The 17,010-nt window shown below is 66.3% G+C and carries 22 protein-coding genes and 1 pseudogene; 14 read left to right on the top strand and 9 right to left on the bottom strand.

The annotated features are described in order from the left end of the window. Positions 1-21 precede the first annotated feature (21 nt). The 3 genes from ACQ86M_RS14410 to ACQ86M_RS14400 are packed head-to-tail and all read right to left on the bottom strand — an operon-like array spanning position 22 to position 2,565. Entirely contained in the window at positions 22-432 is a 411-nt protein-coding gene (locus tag ACQ86M_RS14410; RefSeq protein ID WP_175337880.1) for a low molecular weight phosphatase family protein, read from the bottom strand. Then, complete coding sequence (locus ACQ86M_RS14405) at positions 429-1,814, bottom strand: FAD-dependent oxidoreductase (protein ID WP_175337879.1); 1,386 nt, start codon at positions 1,812-1,814, stop codon at positions 429-431. The genes ACQ86M_RS14410 and ACQ86M_RS14405 overlap by 4 nt, the downstream gene beginning before the upstream one ends. Before the next feature lie 13 nt (positions 1,815-1,827). Continuing rightward, complete coding sequence (locus ACQ86M_RS14400; RefSeq protein ID WP_217499016.1) at positions 1,828-2,565, bottom strand: aquaporin; 738 nt, start codon at positions 2,563-2,565, stop codon at positions 1,828-1,830. A gap of 38 nt (positions 2,566-2,603) precedes the next feature. Between ACQ86M_RS14400 and ACQ86M_RS14395 the strand changes: the two genes are divergently transcribed. Next, positions 2,604-3,269, top strand: a complete 666-nt coding sequence (locus ACQ86M_RS14395) for a MarR family transcriptional regulator (RefSeq protein WP_175338009.1) — start codon at positions 2,604-2,606, stop codon at positions 3,267-3,269. Here ACQ86M_RS14395 and ACQ86M_RS14390 read toward each other — a convergent pair. Then, a complete protein-coding gene (locus tag ACQ86M_RS14390) occupies positions 3,266-3,946 on the bottom strand; it encodes a hypothetical protein (protein ID WP_175337877.1) in 681 nt (226 codons plus the stop codon). The genes ACQ86M_RS14395 and ACQ86M_RS14390 overlap by 4 nt on opposite strands. Next, on the bottom strand, positions 3,943-4,296 hold the full coding sequence (locus tag ACQ86M_RS14385) for an ArsR/SmtB family transcription factor (RefSeq protein ID WP_175337876.1): 354 nt from the start codon (positions 4,294-4,296) through the stop codon (positions 3,943-3,945). The genes ACQ86M_RS14390 and ACQ86M_RS14385 overlap by 4 nt, the downstream gene beginning before the upstream one ends. Before the next feature lie 85 nt (positions 4,297-4,381). On the opposite strand from ACQ86M_RS14385, the gene ACQ86M_RS14380 reads away from it, so the two are divergent. The 9 genes and pseudogenes from ACQ86M_RS14380 (at position 4,382) to trxB (ending at position 10,148) form a co-directional block, all read left to right on the top strand. Then, complete coding sequence (locus ACQ86M_RS14380; RefSeq protein WP_431219315.1) at positions 4,382-4,981, top strand: NAD(P)-binding domain-containing protein; 600 nt, start codon at positions 4,382-4,384, stop codon at positions 4,979-4,981. Then, entirely contained in the window at positions 4,978-5,691 is a 714-nt protein-coding gene (locus ACQ86M_RS14375; protein WP_431219314.1) for an NAD(P)-binding domain-containing protein, read from the top strand. Before ACQ86M_RS14380 ends, ACQ86M_RS14375 begins: the two co-directional genes overlap by 4 nt. Positions 5,692-5,830: 139 nt before the next feature. Further along, the gene (locus tag ACQ86M_RS14370; protein ID WP_175337874.1) at positions 5,831-6,070 is read left to right on the top strand and encodes a hypothetical protein; all 240 of its coding nucleotides are present in this window, start codon (positions 5,831-5,833) and stop codon (positions 6,068-6,070) included. Between the two features lie 9 nt (positions 6,071-6,079). After that, positions 6,080-6,423: pseudogene (locus ACQ86M_RS14365) on the top strand (ArsR/SmtB family transcription factor). Beyond that, entirely contained in the window at positions 6,420-7,097 is a 678-nt protein-coding gene (locus ACQ86M_RS14360; protein WP_175337873.1) for a cation transporter, read from the top strand. Before ACQ86M_RS14365 ends, ACQ86M_RS14360 begins: the two are co-directional and overlap by 4 nt. Continuing rightward, the gene (locus tag ACQ86M_RS14355) at positions 7,057-7,998 is read left to right on the top strand and encodes a metalloregulator ArsR/SmtB family transcription factor (RefSeq protein ID WP_431245943.1); all 942 of its coding nucleotides are present in this window, start codon (positions 7,057-7,059) and stop codon (positions 7,996-7,998) included. The genes ACQ86M_RS14360 and ACQ86M_RS14355 overlap by 41 nt, the downstream gene beginning before the upstream one ends. Positions 7,999-8,086: 88 nt before the next feature. Beyond that, complete coding sequence (locus ACQ86M_RS14350) at positions 8,087-8,500, top strand: arsenate reductase ArsC (protein WP_175337871.1); 414 nt, start codon at positions 8,087-8,089, stop codon at positions 8,498-8,500. Positions 8,501-8,505: 5 nt separating this feature from the next. Continuing rightward, positions 8,506-9,168 (top strand): arsenate reductase ArsC, encoded by a 663-nt coding sequence (locus ACQ86M_RS14345; protein WP_175338008.1) that lies wholly within the window; start codon positions 8,506-8,508, stop codon positions 9,166-9,168. Beyond that, positions 9,165-10,148, top strand: coding sequence for a thioredoxin-disulfide reductase (gene trxB, locus ACQ86M_RS14340; RefSeq protein WP_175337870.1), 984 nt, complete (start codon positions 9,165-9,167; stop codon positions 10,146-10,148). The genes ACQ86M_RS14345 and trxB overlap by 4 nt, the downstream gene beginning before the upstream one ends. An 87-nt stretch (positions 10,149-10,235) precedes the next feature. Here trxB and ACQ86M_RS14335 read toward each other — a convergent pair whose 3' ends face one another. Together ACQ86M_RS14335 and ACQ86M_RS14330 are read right to left on the bottom strand one after the other, a co-directional pair. Next, positions 10,236-11,129 carry a ParB/RepB/Spo0J family partition protein gene (locus ACQ86M_RS14335; RefSeq protein WP_258045884.1) on the bottom strand — a complete coding sequence of 298 codons (894 nt, stop codon included), beginning with the start codon at positions 11,127-11,129 and terminating at the stop codon, positions 10,236-10,238. Positions 11,130-11,252: 123 nt separating this feature from the next. Beyond that, positions 11,253-11,801, bottom strand: a complete 549-nt coding sequence (locus tag ACQ86M_RS14330) for a hypothetical protein (protein ID WP_175339297.1) — start codon at positions 11,799-11,801, stop codon at positions 11,253-11,255. Between the two features lie 132 nt (positions 11,802-11,933). On the opposite strand from ACQ86M_RS14330, the gene ACQ86M_RS14325 reads away from it, so the two are divergent. The 4 genes from ACQ86M_RS14325 (at position 11,934) to ACQ86M_RS14310 (ending at position 15,416) form a co-directional block, all read left to right on the top strand. Beyond that, complete coding sequence (locus tag ACQ86M_RS14325) at positions 11,934-12,290, top strand: hypothetical protein (RefSeq protein WP_175339296.1); 357 nt, start codon at positions 11,934-11,936, stop codon at positions 12,288-12,290. 78 nt (positions 12,291-12,368) lie between these two features. After that, the gene (locus ACQ86M_RS14320) at positions 12,369-12,569 is read left to right on the top strand and encodes a hypothetical protein (RefSeq protein ID WP_175339299.1); all 201 of its coding nucleotides are present in this window, start codon (positions 12,369-12,371) and stop codon (positions 12,567-12,569) included. Further along, positions 12,566-14,476, top strand: coding sequence for a cytochrome c oxidase assembly protein (locus ACQ86M_RS14315; protein WP_175339295.1), 1,911 nt, complete (start codon positions 12,566-12,568; stop codon positions 14,474-14,476). Before ACQ86M_RS14320 ends, ACQ86M_RS14315 begins: the two co-directional genes overlap by 4 nt. 91 nt (positions 14,477-14,567) lie before the next feature. Next, positions 14,568-15,416 carry a cytochrome c oxidase assembly protein gene (locus tag ACQ86M_RS14310; RefSeq protein WP_431219305.1) on the top strand — a complete coding sequence of 283 codons (849 nt, stop codon included), beginning with the start codon at positions 14,568-14,570 and terminating at the stop codon, positions 15,414-15,416. Between the two features lie 5 nt (positions 15,417-15,421). On the opposite strand, the gene ACQ86M_RS14305 is transcribed toward ACQ86M_RS14310, so the two are convergent. Both ACQ86M_RS14305 and ACQ86M_RS14300 read right to left on the bottom strand, forming a co-directional pair. Continuing rightward, complete coding sequence (locus ACQ86M_RS14305) at positions 15,422-15,991, bottom strand: copper resistance CopC family protein (RefSeq protein ID WP_185275390.1); 570 nt, start codon at positions 15,989-15,991, stop codon at positions 15,422-15,424. 80 nt (positions 15,992-16,071) lie between these two features. After that, positions 16,072-17,007, bottom strand: coding sequence for a cation diffusion facilitator family transporter (locus ACQ86M_RS14300; RefSeq protein ID WP_175339292.1), 936 nt, complete (start codon positions 17,005-17,007; stop codon positions 16,072-16,074). Positions 17,008-17,010: the final 3 nt, after the last annotated feature.

The following is a 17,010-nucleotide window of genomic DNA, read 5'->3' as shown; positions in this document are numbered from 1 at the left end:
TCTTCCAGTGTGGTCACTGAATCATTCTTGTGCGGGCGCGACCCACTCCACTAGTTCTTCGACCTGCACCAGGATCGTGTCCCGGAGCTCCCGCACGCCGTCGAGGTCCCAGCTCGCCGGGTCGGGGAACGCCCATTGGACGAACTGGCCCGCCACGGGGCCGGGAAGCTGGAGCCCAGGCTTCATGGCCACGACGATGTCGGCGGTCGCGAGGTCGTCGGCCGTCACCGCTCGGGGCTGCGCGCCGGAGCTGTCGATGCCGAGCTCGGCGAGAGCCTGAACCACGGGCTGGCTTGGCCCGTCAGCGGGCGCCGTGCCGGCGCTGGTGGCGTGGGCGCGGTCGCCGGCGACGTGGCGGAAGAGGTGGGATCCGAGCTGCGAGCGGCCGGCGTTGTGGGTGCAGAGGAAGAGGACGGTGGGGGCGTCGTTCATACCGTGATCTCGGTTTCGATGGTGGCTCGGGTCCAGGCTTGGGTCGCCGCCTGGACGGCGTCCCACGGTGAGCCGAGTGGCGGCGTGTAGGAGAGGTCGAGGTCGCTGATCTGCTGGACGGTCAGCCCGGCGAAGAGCGCCGTCGCGTAGGTGTCGACGCGTTTGGCTGTCTCGGTGCCGAGGCGGCCGACGAGTTGAGCGCCGAGGAGGCGTCCGTCTTCGGCGTCCCCGGTGATGCGGATGCTGATCGGCTGGGCGCCCGGGTAGTAGCGCTTGTGGTCGTCGGCGGTGGTCTGGGTGGTGACGCTCTGGAAGCCGGCGGCGCGTGCTTCGTGGTCGCGAAGGCCGGTTCGCGCTGCGACGAGGTCGAAGACCTTGACGACTTGGGTTCCGACGGAGCCGGCGAAGCGGGCGTCGCCGCCCAGGGCGTTCTCCCCGGCCACGCGTCCCTGCTTGTGCGCGGTCGTCCCGAGCGGGAGGTAGGTGACCCCGAGCAGCCGGTGGTGGGTGACGACCCCGTCGCCGGCACCGTAGACGTGGGGGAGTCCGGTGCACATGTGCTCGTCGACTATGACCGCGCGGCCGGCGCCGAGGGTGGCTCCGGCGGATTCCAGGAGCTGAGTGTTCGGGCGGACACCGACAACAGCGAGCACGATGTCGGCTCGCAGGTCGACGGCTTGGCCATCCTGGTCGGCGCGGACGAGGAGACCGTCAGTGTCCTTCTCAACCGAGCGAACCACGGTGCGGGTGCGCACGTGCACGCCGTGGCTGGTCAGTTCCTCGCGGACGGAGGACCCGAGTTCCGGGTCGAGCGTGGAGAGGACTTCGGGTCCGCGCTGGAGAACGGTGACGTCGATGCCGCGCGCGGTGAATCCTTCGGCCATCTCGAGGCCGACGTAGCCGGCGCCGATGATGATCGCGGTGCGCGGGTCGCGTGCTTCAAGGTCACGGTCCAGGGCGAAGGTATCGCCCATCGAGTGGATGACGTGCAGCCCATCGGCGGGGGTGAGCTGGTCGAGTCCGGTGATGCCCGCGTGCGAGGGGAGCGCGCCGGTGCCGACGATCAGCTCGTCGTACCCGATCACGGACTCGGTTCCGTCCGCCGCCCGGACGTTCAATCGTTGACCGGCGACGTCGATGTTGGTGGCGAGCGTGTTGAGCCTCAGCGACATTCCGGTGGCTTCGAGGTCGGCGTGGGTCCGGTGGGCGAGCGACTGCCAGGGGCGCACGTCACCGGAGAAGTAGTACGGGATGCCGCAGATGGAGAAGTTGGGGTATTCGTCGGCGACGACGACGGTGACGTCGGTCGCCGGGTCGAGTTCGCGGGCGCGCAGCGCGGCGGAGATTCCGGCGTCGCTGCCGCCGATGGCGACGAGATGCATGGGACGGTTCCGTTCAGCGATCGGTGGTCTGCGGGATGACGACGTCCGCCGCGGCCTGGGCCAGCACCTTCTCGGAGCGGAACAGCGCCAGGGTGAGTGCGACGCCGATGGCGGCGCCGACGAGTTGGGCGGCGATGAAGGGGAGGACGGACGCCGGGGCGATGCCGGCGAACGAGTCGGAGAAGATCCGGCCGATGGTGACGGCGGGGTTCGCGAACGAGGTGGAGCTGGTGAACCAGTAGGCGGCGCCGATGTAGGCGCCGATCGCGGGGGCGGCAGCGGCGCTGCGTCCGGTTCGGGCGAGCGCGAGAATCAGCATGATGAGCCCGGCCGTCGCGACGACTTCGCCGAGGAGCGTCCCGGCAGTGACCCGCTCGGTGGTGGCAACGTGCGTGGGCAGCTCGAACATCGCGTTGGCGAGCAGGGCTCCGCCGATGGCGCCGAGGACCTGCGCGAGGATGTATGCCCCCGCCTCGGCGAGGGTCAGTCCGTTGCGGGCGGATCGGCCGCCGATCCAGTCGACCAGTGAGACGACCGGGTTGAAGTGGGCTCCGGAGACGGAGCCGAACAGGAGGATCAGCACGGCGAGGCCGAGGGCGGTGGCGATGCTGTTCTCGAGCAGCTGCAGGCCGGTGTCGTGGGAGAGGCGGCTGGCGGCGATCCCGGAGCCGACGACGACCGTGACGAGGAGTCCGGTTCCCAGGAATTCAGCGAGCAGTCGGGAGAGGAGGCGCGTATTCATCGCGTTCATCTTGACCGGTGCAAGTTACCTCAGTCAAGATTGAGGCAATGAACAGTGGGCGAAATCCCTTGGAGGAGCGGGCTGCGTTGCACGCGGCCCTCGCCGATCCGTTGCGCCTGCGGGTCCTGGACCTCCTCGTGATCGGCGACTTGACACCGGGAGAGCTCGTCGCGGAGCTCGGGGTGTCGACCAATCTGCTAGCGCACCATCTCGCGGTCCTGGAGCGTCAAGGGATCATCGTGCGCGAGCGCTCGGAGGGAGATCGCCGGAGAACGTACGTGCGCCTCCGGCCGGCCGCGCTCGCGGCGCTGGGGCCGTCGGCCGATGCCGCAGCGCACCGCGTCGTCTTCGTCTGCACTGCGAACTCGGCACGCTCGCAACTGGCGGAGGCGCTCTGGTCGCGCACCAGCACGGTCCCGGCCGTCTCGGCCGGTACGCATCCGGCGGCACGCGTCGCAGAGGGCGCCGTTCAGGTGGCGGCGCACCACGGCGTGGCGTTGATCGGTCGGCCGAAGCTCTATGCGGACGTCATCGCGGACGGCGACTATGTGGTGACCGTCTGCGACCGCGCACACGAGGAGCTGGGGCTGGGAGGTGCGCACTGGTCGATTCCGGACCCGGTGTTAGACGGCAGTGCGCAGGCGTTCGAGTCGGCCTTCCAGGAGATCGCGCGCAGGATCGACTCCCTCGCAGCGCATTTGACGCCGAGCTAGGTCGCCCGCGAGAGAGCCAACGCTGCCAAGGCCACGCCGGCCATGAGCGCGGCCATCCCCGCGTAGCTGCCGACGCTGTTGGCGATAAGGGGCCCGAGCGCCGGTGCGAGCGCCGTCAGCACAGTGATCGGGGCGGCGAAGACACCGTTGATCGACCCGTAGTTGTGGACTCCCCAACGGTCGGCGACAGCGGACGCCTGAACCAGTGTGTGAGCGCCGCGTATCGCGCCGACCAGGATCGCGACGAGAATCAGCAGCCACACCGGGCCAGGGATCAGGGCAAGCCCGAGCAGCCCAACGGTCGACCCGAGAGCGATGACCGCGATCGGCAGCGACGGCTTCGAGCGGTGAGGGGTCAGGTAGAACAGCAACCGGCCGATCACCTGTCCGGCGCCCACCAACCCCAGGGCCAGCGCGGCGACGCCGTAGCTCATGCCCTTCTCCGTGAAGAGCGGAATGATCGCGAGGGTCACCGCATACAGGCTGGTGGTGATCAGCGACATCGTGCCCACCAGCACCCAGAACCGACGGGTTCGGACCACGGTAGACACCCGATGCTCTACGACCGGGGCGTAGTAGAGGATCCCCCAGTTCAGGATCTGGCCGGCCGACAGTGCGGCGAGACTCCAGCGCGATGGCTGCCTCGTTGCGACAGGCGGCTGGGCGAGCTCGGTCACAGTGCCGTCGTGAGCACCTTCGACACGCGCTCCAGGCTTCCCGGGACCAGCTTGTAGTACGACCAGGTGCCGCGCTTCGATCGGGTGATGTAGCCCGCGTCCAGCAGAAGCTTAAGGTGATGCGACACCGTCGGCTGGCTGAGCCCGACCGGTTCGGTCAGGTCGCACACGCACGCCTCCTGGCCCTCGGAGTTGGCCACGATCGAGAGCAGGCGGAGCCGGGTGGGGTCGCCGAGCGCCTTGAACGCCGTGGCCATCGACTCCGCCTCGTCGAGCGAGAGGGTCTCGCTCGTCACGGGAGTGCAGCAGGCATTCACGGGTGTGATCGGGAGTGCTTCGAGAACGGCCATGCTGTTAGTGTACCCATACATTGACAGATTTCGATGAAGCATGCACACTATAAATCGAAAACCTTCGATGAATGGAGAATGACGGATGACCCTCGTCGACCTGACCGTACCCACGGTCCGCAGCAGCCGCCTCGACGGGCTCCCGGTGGCGATCATCGGCGCCGGGCCGATCGGGCTCGCGGCCGCCGCCCACCTGATCGAACGCGGCATCCCGTTCGAGATCTACGAGACCGGCGACGCGTCCGGTCACACCGTCTCCCAGTGGGCGCACATCCGCTTCTTCTCGCCCTGGAAGATGCTCGTCGACCCGGCCGCAGCCCGGCTCCTGGCTGAAACAGGGTGGGCGAGTCCCGACGAGAAGAAGCTGCCCACCGGCGGCCAATTCCTGGATGACTACCTGGCGCCGCTGGCTGCACTCGACTCGATCCGTCCGCACATCCGTTACGGCGTCACGGTCACCGATGTCAGTCGCGAGGGCATGGACCGCACCCGCAGCACCGGCCGCGACGACACCCCGTTCCTGCTCCGCATCAGCGATGCGGACGGCGTGCGGGAGGTCACGGCCCGCGCCGTCATCGACGCGTCCGGCACCTACCTGACCCCGAACAGTCTGGCCTCGTCCGGGCTGGACCCCTCGGACTGCCGTCGGTCGCCGGGCACGTCTCGCACGCTCTGCCGGATGTGATTGGGCGCGAGCGCGACCGGTTCGCCGGCAAGCGCGTCACCGTCGTGGGCGCGGGCCACTCCGCAGCGAACACCCTCCTGAACCTCGCCGCCCTCAAGCGCGAGGTGCCGGAGACGCAGATCACCTGGCTCATCCGCAACGCCAGCGCCGTCCGGGTCGCCACTTCGGATAACGACCAGCTGATCGAGCGCGCCGCCATCGGCAAGCGCGTCGACCGCCTCATCGGTACCGGCGCCATCCAGCAGCTCGACCGGTTCGAAATCCTCCGCCTCGCCGCAACCGAGAACGGCGTCAAGCTGATCGGCCAGCGAGCGGGCGAGCTCGTCGAGCACGACACCGACATCGTGGTGAACGCGACAGGCTTCCGGCCCGACCTGGACATGCTGCGCGAGATCCGGCTCGACCTGGACGAGATCGTGGAGGCTCCCGTCCGGCTGGCGCCGCTGATCGACCCCAACATCCACTCCTGCGGCACGGTCGAGCCCCACGGGTTCGCCGAGCTGGAGCAGCCGGAACCGAACTTCTTCCTCGCCGGGATGAAGTCCTACGGACGCGCCCCGACGTTCCTCCTCGCCACCGGATACGAGCAGGTCCGATCCATCACCGCCTACCTCGCCGGCGACATCGCGTCGGCACGCAACGTGCAACTCGTGCTCCCGGCCACAGGTGTCTGTTCGACCGGCGCGAGCGGGTCCTCGTGCTGCTCCTAGCGGGCTGACGCGTGGGTGGCCGCGTGCGAACGTTCCGTTAGTACAGCAATCGCTGTATCATCAGAACATGACGCATGTCGGCCCCCTCAACGGACTCCCGATCGCTTGCACACTGTCTCCCAGCACTGGCAGGGAACAAGTGAAACGCTGGCACGACTTCGATGAGCGGTACGGCATCAGTCGTGAGAACGGCGACGGCAACATCACCGTCGGCTACGTCAAGAACGACACTTCCCTTGCGGAGCTGCGCGACCTCGTGACCGCCGAACAGTCCTGTTGTGCGTTCGTCGACTGGGACATCGATGACACGCACGACGATCTCCGACTGATCGTCTCGGGGACGGCGGAGCAGCTGACCGCCTTCGCTCTCACTCACTGAGGTCGAGCGATGACGACACTCGCACCGGCCGCCACCGTCACGCACACTGCCGCTCTCGCGCGGTTCGGGCATGCACTCTCCGACCCCACCGGGTCGGCATCCTGCTCGCACTGCGGGAAGCGCCCGCCTTTCCGTCCGATCTCGCCGAAGCACTTGGGGTGTCCCGCCAGGTGATGTCGAACCAGCTCGCGTGTCTGCGCGGTTGCGGTCTGGTGGAGGCCATCCCCGAAGGTCGACGCACCTGGTACCGGCTCGCCGACGGTCATATCGCGCCCGCGCTGGACGAGCTCCTGCGGGTGACCTTGTTCGTGGAACCCGGATGCTGCGATGGGGAGGAGTGTCAGTGCGCATGACCGTGGCCGCCTCCGCCGACCGGGCTCTGGTTCTTCAGCGCCGCATTCGATGGATCGTCGCAGCAACCATCGGCTACAACCTCATCGAAGCCGTTGTGGCGATTGCTGCTGGCAGCGCTGCCTCCTCGACGGCCCTGATTGGCTTCGGCCTCGACTCGACCATCGAGGTGCTCTCGGCGGCTGCCGTCGCATGGCAGTTCACTCGCCGCGACCCCGAGCGCTGGGAGAAGCCGACCCTGCGCGTCATCGCCCTCGCGTTCTTCGCGCTCGCCGTCTACGTGACCCTCAGCTCAGTACTTTCGCTCGTTGGGCGGATCGACGTCCAGCACTCTCCGGTCGGGATCGTCCTGACCGCACTGAGCGTTGTCGTCATGCCGTTCCTCTCCTACGCCGAGCGCTGCGCCGGGCGAGAACTCGGGTCGGCGACGGCCGTGGCGGACTCCAAACAGACGCTGATCTGCACATATCTCTCCGCCGCTGTGCTGGTCGGCTTGCTCGTGAACAGCCTTCTCGGCTGGTGGTGGGCAGACCCGATCGCAGGTCTCGTCATCGCCTTCTTCGCCGCCCGTGAGGGCATCGAAGCATGGAAGGGCGATGCATGTGCGACCTCGGTCGGGATGCTGCTCGACGAGGATGACGGCGCACCGGACACGGCTGGGCGGCAAGGCGCATAGACTCACGTCTATGAGTGTCGCCAACGTCACCGGACTGCAAAGCCTCAAGCGCATCAGCGATCCGACGCGTGCGGCTCTGCTGCGGATCATTCTCGACTCAGAGGAAGGCAGAGGCTCGGTGACCCGAATGGCCGAAGCCCTCGGCCTCACCCAGCCCACCGTCTCGCACCACCTGCGGATGCTCAAGAACGAGGGCCTGGTCGAGCGCGAACAGATCGGCCGGACCGCGTGGTACTCGATCACACCCTCCCAGCTTGACCGCGTCGCCGACCTGGTCCGAGACGGCGAGACACGCGATGACACACCCGCGCTGGAGCGCATCGTCGCCGACCTGACGGCGCGGTACCGAGGGGTGTTAGCGCCGGAGACCGTCAATTCGTATGTCCACGACAGCTACCGGATGCTCGGTGAGCGCGACGGATCGCATCCGACCCGAGCGTCGCAGACCAGCAGCTTCACGATCGATCGGCTCGATGCGCTCCTACGGGCCGACGAAACCATCCACACCGTGCCGGAGGTGCTGTTCGTCTGTGTGCAGAACGCCGGCCGCTCCCAGCTCGCCTCGGCGATCCTGCGCCAGCTCGCCGGCGACCGGGTCATCGTCCGTACAGCCGGCTCGGAGCCGGCGGAGGCGGTGCGCTCGACGATCGTCACGGTGCTGGACGAGATCGGCACCCCGCTCGGCGGCGAATTCCCCAAGCCGCTCACCGACGAAGCGGTCCGCGCGGCCGACTACGTGATCACTATGGGCTGCGGCGACGCCTGCCCCATCTACCCCGGCCGCGAGTACCTGGACTGGGACATCCCCGACCCCGTCGGGCAACCGATCGCCCGCGTCCGCGAGATCCGAAACGACATCGAGGGTCGCGTCCGCGACCTTCTCGAGCGGATCGAAAAGTGAACGATTGCCGAATTCGGCGATAGACGACTGGAAAAAGCATTGACCTACATCTATGCTTAACGAAGATCGTTGAGAACCGAGGAGAACCATGACTGACACCAAGCCCACCGTCCTGTTCGTCTGCATCCACAACGCCGGCCGCTCCCAGATGGCCGCCGGGTACATGCGCGAGCTCTCCGGAAACCGCGTCGAGGTCCTCTCCGCCGGCTCCGAGCCGAAAGACCAGATCAACCCGGTCGCCGTGCAGGTCATGGCCGAGGAGGGCATCGACATCGCGGGCGAGCAGCCGAAGATCCTCACCACTGAGGCGGTCAAGGAGTCCGACGTCGTCATCACCATGGGCTGCGGCGACACGTGCCCGATCTTCCCCGGGAAGCGCTACGAGGACTGGGAGCTCACCGACCCGGCCGGGCGTCCTGTGGACGAGGTCCGTCCGATCCGCGACGATATCAAGCAGCGCGTCCAGAACCTGCTCGCCGAGCTCCTCCCAGCGGCGGTGTGACGCTCATGACCATCGACGCGACGGGGCGCCGAGCCCAGCCGGAACTCGCCTACCCGGAACAGTATCTGCGCCGTCTCGCCGACGATCTGGCGGCCAAGTTCGAGGGGATCTTCAACCGGGAGACCGTCGAACGGTACGTGCTGGAGTCGTACACGGCGCTGCTGCGCACCGCGACCGTGAAGGCGCACCTGGCGACCCGCACCATTCACTTCGCGACCGAACGCCTGACCGCGCTCGCCCAAGCCAAGGGCGCCCTGCCGGTGATCTGGCCCGAGGTGCTGTTCGTGTGCGAGCAGAACGCCGGCCGCTCCCAGATGGCCGCCGTCCTCACCGAGGCGCTCTCCGGCGGCCGCATCCACGTCCGCTCCGCCGGGTCGATGCCCGCCCATGAGCTGAACCCGGCCGTGGTCGAGGCGATGACCGAGATGGGATTGGATATGAGCCGCGAGTTCCCCAAGCCGCTGACCGACGACGTCGTTCAGGCCGCGGACGTCGTCATCACAATGGGCTGCGGCGACGCCTGCCCGATCTACCCCGGCAAGCGCTACCAGGACTGGGAACTGCAAGACCCGCAAGGCCAGTCCATCGAGCAGGTCCGCGTCATCCGCGACGAGGTGGAGCAGCACGTGCGCGAGCTGCTGACGAGTCTGGAGGTGACGCCCGCGTGAGCGTCGAAAACGTTGTCGTCATCGGCTCTGGCCCCGCCGGGTACACGGCCGCGATCTATCTGGCCCGCGCCGGCCTTGACCCGATCGTGCTGACCAGCTCGGTCGAGATCGGCGGTGCGCTGATGAACACCACCGAGGTCGAGAACTTCCCCGGCTTCATCGACGGCATCCAGGGCCCGGACCTGATGGAGAACCTGCGCCAGCAGGCCGAGCGCTTCGGCGCTCGCCTCGTCTACGATGATGCGACCGCCGTCGACCTGACCGGCGACATCAAGTCGATCTCCACCGGAAGCGGAACCGTGTATGAGGCACACGTCGTGGTCCTTGCGATGGGGTCGGCGCACCGCAAGCTCGGCATCGAGGGAGAGGATCGGCTCTCCGGGTACGGGATATCGTGGTGCGCCACCTGCGACGGCGCGTTCTTCAAGAATCAGGACATCGCGGTCGCCGGCGGCGGCGACTCGGCGCTGGAGGAGGCCATGTTCCTCACCCGGTTCGCCAACTCGGTAACCCTCATCCACCGGCGTGATGCCTTGCGCGCATCGAAGATCATGCAGGATCGGGCGCAAGAGAACCCCAAGATCACCATCCGCTGGAACACCCAGATCGCCGAAGCCCACGGTGACGACAAGCTGAACGGGCTCACGGTTCGCAACACCGTCACGGGCGAGCCGGGCACCCTGGATGCGACCGGCCTGTTCGTGGCGATCGGTCACGACCCGCGCAGCGCATTGGTCGCGGGTCAGATCGATCTGGACGCCGACGGTTACGTGAAGGTTCAGCATCCGACCACCGAGACGAACCTGCCCGGCGTGTTCGCGTGCGGCGACCTCGTCGACCGTCGGTACCGGCAGGCCATCACAGCCGCGGGCACCGGCTGCGCTGCCGCCCTAGATGCGGAGCATTATCTCGCCGCGCACGGGCTGGGCACGCACGCCCAGGCGCAGACCGCGGTCGCGAATGCGCTCGCGCACCCCTGATGGAGAACGCGAACTCTTTCGGAAGTCCGCTAATCCAGGTCAACTAAGGCTGGCAGCTCACATGGCGGCCCTGATCTTGGTGGATTCTTAGCGAACCTCCGGGTATGGTGCCGTCGCATCTGACGCCGCCTCCCCCCAGTCGGTTGTCAGCGCGCTCGCCCGTGGGATACTCGCGCCTCGGTGGTCGACCGGCGCCGTTGTGACCAGCCGATCTCGAAGAAATAAGTCGGTGACGGGCGTCGGAGATCGACTGGACGGCCCCGTCGTGCGATACCGCTCAGGCAACGACGGGAGGAGCCGCCTCCGGCGGCGCTGCCTTTGACGGTTTGTGTGTCTTTCCGCCGCCCGATCGTAGCTCGTTCCCGGTGCTTCCGTGCCGGGCTTTCGCGGCATATCCTCACTCGCTGCGCTCCCTCCGGTATTCCACGGTCCCGGCACTTCGGCACCTTCCACTCGCCACTGATCTCCCCGCCGGAAAGGCAAACAAAACGATCGACCAGGGGAGTGATCAGGATGCGGGTATTCATCATCGACACGAGAAACATGGGTCCGGACCTGCAGGGCGGACTGATCGGGGTGGTTGGCTCGACGAGCCCGTCGGCGGAGGAGAAGCGGGAGTGCATCGAGACGGTTGGCCGGTACGCCGTCGATGGATGGGCGATAGCCTCCGATCCGCGCACGCCGATCGGCCGGCTGGCGGCGCTGACGGCCGAGACGGCGTGTGTGCCATTCGTAGCCTTGGAACGCGGCGGCCCGGTCGCTGTCGGTGAGGGTTTCGCGCTGGTCGTTCTCGACCATCTGCTGCACGATCCGCTCCGCCGCCACGCCGTGAGCATCGACCAGGTAGACGGGAATGGTCGTAAGTCCTGCTTCGCGGGCGGCGAAGACTCGACGCTGTCCGGCACGGACGGTGACCTGGCCGTCGCTGTCGCGGTGGGCAAGTACGGGGGTGAGGACCCCATTCTCCTTGATCGACTGCACGAACGCGGGGGTGATCGGGGCGGAGGGGCGCAGCGGACGTCTGAACACTTGAGTGGGGGTGCTCAGATCGCAGGTGAAGCCGATCAGAGTGGCGACGCCAAAGCCGTCCGACTCAGCTACTGATCAATACAACGCTGTCTTGAGCAAGATCACCAGGAGACCGAAGAGAGCGCTTGTCAGTGCTGCGGCTACGCAGGCCCACCATGGTCGAGAGCGAAGCCAGAGGACGAGGTAGCCCAGTAGCGCAAGCATGACAACGGCGAACCAGAGGGCGACTGATATTCCGGCATCGACCGGCATCGCACCGAACGCCGCCAGCAGTAGCGGGATAGATGGGATGATGGCCGCCTCAAGCATCCCGCTCGATTCCTTCAGCGATTGTCCGATCGAATCACGTATCCGGTCCCTGATGTGGTCAGCGTGGCCGTGGGACCCGAGTGCAGTCGAATAGACGTGGGCCACCCAGAAAACGATTACGGTGACGACGGCGAAAATGAGCACCTGCCACGCTGAACTTGACTTCTTGAGCCCAATCGACGTAGCAGCAACGACGCTCGCGTAGACGATCGTCCCGTAAATAGCTGCCGGGGTGCCGATGTGCCGCCACAACGTGCGGCGTGCATCGTCTGTCGGGGCACTCCCCGGTTGGCTCAGTGAGCCACGATCGGTCATGGGTCACATCATGTGTTCGCGCTTCCGGTGTGGCAAGAGCAGAGTTCGCGTCGACCCGGACTGCTGAAGTGAGGGCTGCGCAGGATCTCTCACAGTTCGAGTGGATACGCTGAGTCCAACAGGGGAGGTCGGATGAGTGGAGCGCTGCACAGCGTGCGTGTCGTGCCCGTCTTCTTTCTCGTTCTCGTCGCTGCGGTGCTCGCCGGCATCGGGTTCGGACACTGTTCCGATGCTGCACACGTGAACCTGAGCGCTTCGTGGTCACAGCAGGTGGGCGTAGGCGACACGAATCCCGATAACAGCGGTGCCGAATTCTGTGCGGCACTGTGCGCCACGGCCGGTGCTGCCACCCCGGTTCACGATTCGACGGTCGCGGTTGAGACACTTCTCGAGACCGCGCACCCGGCGCCACCCGCGGTCGCCATTCCACAACACGAGTCGCCGACGGCGCCGTCACGGTTGGGCCTGCTGGGCATACTTCGAATCTGATCACCTTCCGTTCCGCGATTCTGCAGGCGCACGCCCACGTTCGGCGAGCCGCGTACTCGATGGTTTGTGAAGGTGAAGATGGACGATTATTGGACTAATGCTCTGTGGTCTCTGACGCCAACGGTGCTGGTGGGACTCATTTTCTGGTTCGCGCTGCGCGCGATTCTCCGCGCCGATCAGCGCGAACGTGCCGCCCACGCACATGAGGACAAGTGGGAGCGCTCCCAGCGCGGGTCGACGGCCGGTTCCGAGCTGGCTGGTAAGCAGGATCCGTCGTGACCGGCGCAACGTCGACGAGATCAGGCTCGACGCGGAGTGCGCTATTCGCGCTTGCCTCTCTTATCATCGCGGCCGTGGTTGCTGCGCTGGCACTGGCGATGCTGACGGTCCGGCCGGACGGGTCGATCTTCAACCCGGGGCCGCTTGTGACATACGGCTTGCCGGCTATGAAAGTTGTCGTCGATCTAGCGGCCGCGGCCACGATTGGCGCGCTGGTAGTTGCAGCCGTCTGCGTGCCCGTCGGGTTGAGGGCATGGGACAGGCTCCTGGATGCGGCACCCTGGTGTTCTGCCGCTTGGCTGGTCGCAAGCTGTGTTGCAGCAGTCATGACGTCGATCAGCCTGACAGGGCCGGTTGAGGCGAACATGCTCGGTTCCAGCCTTGCGCAGTTCTTCACGCAGATTGCGGTCGGCCAGGGTTGGCTAGCTACGATCCTGATGACCGCGACGATCAGTGTCCTGACGTTCGCGGCCCGTGGGCAGACAGGTGTGGCCGCAGCTCTCGTCTTGGCATTGGTTGCGCTTGTTCCACTGGCGCTTCAGGGCCATGCCGCTGGCGCTGGGAACCACGTGGCCGCGACGGTCGCGCTCTGGCTGCATGTCGCGGGAGCGGCGGTGTGGGTTGGTGGTTTGGCCGCGGTGACCTACGCTGCGGCTTTCGACGAGCGCGCGTTCGTGCCGTTGGTGCGTCGCTTCTCGGCGATTGCGTTTGCGGGATTGTGCGCCGTGACCATCTCCGGGATGGCGGGCGCACTCGTCCGTTTGTCGCATCCGGTACAGCTCCTCACGACGGATTACGGTCGGCTGCTGTCTTTGAAGATCGTCGCTCTCCTACTGCTGGTCGGGTTCGGGTGGGCACAGCGTACGTGGGTGATTCGCCGCTTCGGTTCCACGGACATGCCCGCGCTGCGGCGCCGGCTCGTATTCGGATCACTCGTGCTCTGGGAGTTGCTGGTCTTGGGCGTGGCGATGGGAGCAGGAGCAACGTTGTCTCGGACGGAGACCCCTGGTGGTCAGATCCTGTTGGCGACGAAGGCTGAGCAGCTCACGGGTGACCGGATACCACCGGCGCCGGGAATCGCACGGCTCGTTGACACGTGGGTGTTCGACGCCGCGGCTGTCCTCGTCGTGCTGCTCGGCCTCGGCTCTTACCTCTACGGTGTGTTCGCGGCACAGCGAAACGGCGGATGGCCGCGGTCGCGTACGCTCGCCGGGGTCGGCGCCGCCGTTGTCATCGTGTTCGCGTTCTGTTCGCTCCCCGGGGCGTATGCAACGTTCTCGTTCACGGCGTACACGGCATTGCTTGTGTTAGGCGGAGTTCTCGCTGCGGTTCTTGTCGTCGCAGCGCAACCGATTCGGTTGCTTGAGACCGTAGTACGGCTCCGAGGGGACGGTAGCCTCGGCGCGCGCGAGTGGACGAGGTGGGTGCTCGGGAGCCGAGCGATCGAATTGCCCCTGAGGGCGCCGTGGATGTCGGCGGGTGCTCTGGTCGTGTTCCTCGGTACCGTGCTTCTCTCGCCGTGGCTGGGTTGGGCGGTGCAGGATCCTGTGGGTCGAGCGTTCACGACCTTGGTTGTGTTCGGGGTGACGACACTGTTCGCTGCGTCGTTGCTCGGTAAGGCCGACGCTGGACAGCGACTAGTGGTGCAGGTGGTGGGGATCGCGATGATGGTGGTTCTGGCAGCGGGCCTGCTCGCGGTCGTCGTTGCTTTCGTCCCCGGCGGCGTTCTCCCCGCCTGGTATGGGGTGACGTTGCCCGCGCTGGGTGTGACGCCTGCGGTTGATCAACTGATCGGGGCCGTGCTGCTGTGGGCGATCACTGCGGTCGCCGTATTCGTGCTCCTGTTGGTGTTGGGCCAGCGGGTTGTCGAATCTCGATCAGAGGATCCGGGTCCGGGGACGGTCTGAGATGGATGGGCCTGCGTACTTGCCCGACCAGGCGCCGCGCTTGGCGGCCTTCCTGGTGTGGTCCCCACAACCGATTCCTCTGCTCCCGATCGTGGGCGTCGTACTCGCTCTCGCGTATCTATGCGGTGTGTGGCGGTTGCTCCGGCTGCGGCTCGCGTGGCCGTGGTGGCGCACCACGCTCTTCCTGACTGGTTGCGGCGTGTTGGTTGCATTGACGGGGACGGGACTCGAGGGTTACGGCTACCGCATGTTCTCGGTGTTCATGTTTCAGCAGCTCACGTTGATGATGGCGATCCCGCCGCTGCTGATCCTGGGAGCGCCGGGCAAGCTTCTTTTGAAGGCGGCACCAGCGAGGGGGCAGTGGCGATTCATTCGGCGGTTTGCCCTCGTCGGGCTGCGTTCCCGTTTTGCGCGCTTGTTGCTGCATCCGGGCTTCATGGTCCCGCTGTTCCTGATGGTGTTCTACGGCCTCTATTTCAGCGGCTTGGCATCAACACTGCTCGGATCGGTGCTCGGGCACCTTTCACTCGAGGTGGTGTTCTTGGCCGCTGGCATCCTCTTCACAATTCCGCTTATCTCTCCAGACCCATTGCCGCGACGTCAGTCGCACCTCGGACGCCTGCTGGACATGTTCATCGAGATGCCACTTCACGCGTTCTTCGGGGTGATTGCCATGATGGCGACTATCCCGCTCGTGAGCTTCTTCGCGGAGTCGCCGGCGGCCTGGAACATCGATGCGGTTGCTGATCAGCGCATCGCGGGCGCGTTGGCGTGGTCGTATGGCGAACTGCCGTCGCTGATCATCGTTCTGATCCTGCTCTTCGCGTGGGCTTCCGACGATACGCGCCAAGCCGAGGCGGCAGACCGCCGGAAAGATGTGGAGGGCGACGCGGAGCTCGACGCCTACAACGCATGGCTGGCGAGGTTGAATCGCCGCTGACCGAGCTACGGCTTGGTCGTGCGGCGACGGTTGAGCTCCGTGGCGAGCCACAGGCCGCCGCCGGCGAGCAGCAGCACAACGATGATGATCACGACGACGAATGCGATCGGTGCGCCAGATGACGTGTTAGCTGCAGTCGGGGTGCTTGTGGGCGAGGCGACTGCGGAAGTGGTCGGCGCTGCCGAAGGGGTGGGAGTCGACGTCGCGGTGGGAGAGGCCGGAATGGGACCGGCGTAGCTGAAGGTGTAGCTCCCGTCAATGGGGTGCCCGTCGGCAGAGACCGTGCGCCACGAGACGGTGTAATCGCCCTGCTCGGTCATCAGGACAGTCCGCGACAGGGTCCGGTCCTGGATGCGGAGTTCGCCGGTGGTGGCCTCGCGGCCGGTCGGCCCGACTGCCTGAATGACGATGCCCCCTTGTAGGCCGCTCAGTGGCGCCTCGTTGAAGGTCAGCACGATCTGATCCAACTTCTCGGTGACAGTCTGCCCTTGGGCGGGATTGGATTCTGCGAGGGCGTCGTGCGCTTCCGCAGGCGGCGCGGTGAGGCAGTTAGCGACGAAGGCGAGTGCGACCACGGCCAAAAGAGCAAGGATCCTCCACAGGGAACGGCTGGGGTCGGCGGAGGAGCTGGGGGCAGTCATCAATGGTCCCTGGGTTATTCGTGTGCGGAATGCTCGTGGCGGCTGTGCTGTGGCGGCTCGAACTGGAAGGTGGAATGTTCGATGCTGACGTCGAAGTGGCTTGCAACGCAGTCCTGAAGCTTGTCCAGGAGCTCGGGCAGGCGCCCATTCTCGAAGGTATCGGCTTCCACGATGACGTGCGCTGTCAGGACCGGCAATCCGGTCGCGATCTGGGTGGCGTGCAGGTCGTGGATGTCGACCACTTCCGGCAGCTCCAAGACGTGGTTGCGGACCGCGTCCAGGTCCAGCCCGGGAGGTGTGGACTCCAGCAACACGCTCGTGGTTTCCCGGAGCAGTTTAAACGCTCGCGGGAGGATGAGCACGCCGATGAACATTCCGGCCAGCGCGTCCGCGGCGCCCCATCCGGTCAGGCCGATCAGGATTGCAGCGACGATGACGGCCACCGAGCCAAGCGCGTCGTTCATCACCTCGAGGAAGGCGGCGCGGAGGTTGAAGTTCTCGCTTCGGCTGGAGGCCAGGACGGTCAGAGACGCCACGTTGCCCAGAAGGCCGATGATGCCGAAGATCAACAGTTCGGTGGAGGGGATCTCCGGCGGCTCGAACAGCCGGCGGACGCCTTCGATCAACACGAACACGCCAACGGCGAGGAGGACTGCTGCCTGCGCGGTCGCGGCGAGCACCTCAGCGCGTCGGTATCCCCAGGTGCGCTTGTTCGTGGCCGGCTTGGTGCTCAGATATGAGGCCACGAGGGCCATCGCCAGTCCCGCCGTGTCAGTGAGCATGTGCCCCGCGTCGACGAGCAACGCCAGGGAGCCGGTGAGGATCGTGCCGATGACCTCAGCGATCAGGATGACGAAGGTGATGCCGAACGCGATCGACAGGCGAACGCGATGGCGTTTGGCCGCTTCGCCGAAGAGCTCCATTGTGCTGCCGTGGTCGTGGCCGTCCATCCG

The organism is Leifsonia xyli subsp. cynodontis, from assembly GCF_050632205.1.
Taxonomy (GTDB): domain Bacteria; phylum Actinomycetota; class Actinomycetes; order Actinomycetales; family Microbacteriaceae; genus Leifsonia; species Leifsonia xyli_D.
This window is presented reverse-complemented; position numbering and strand designations above follow the sequence as displayed.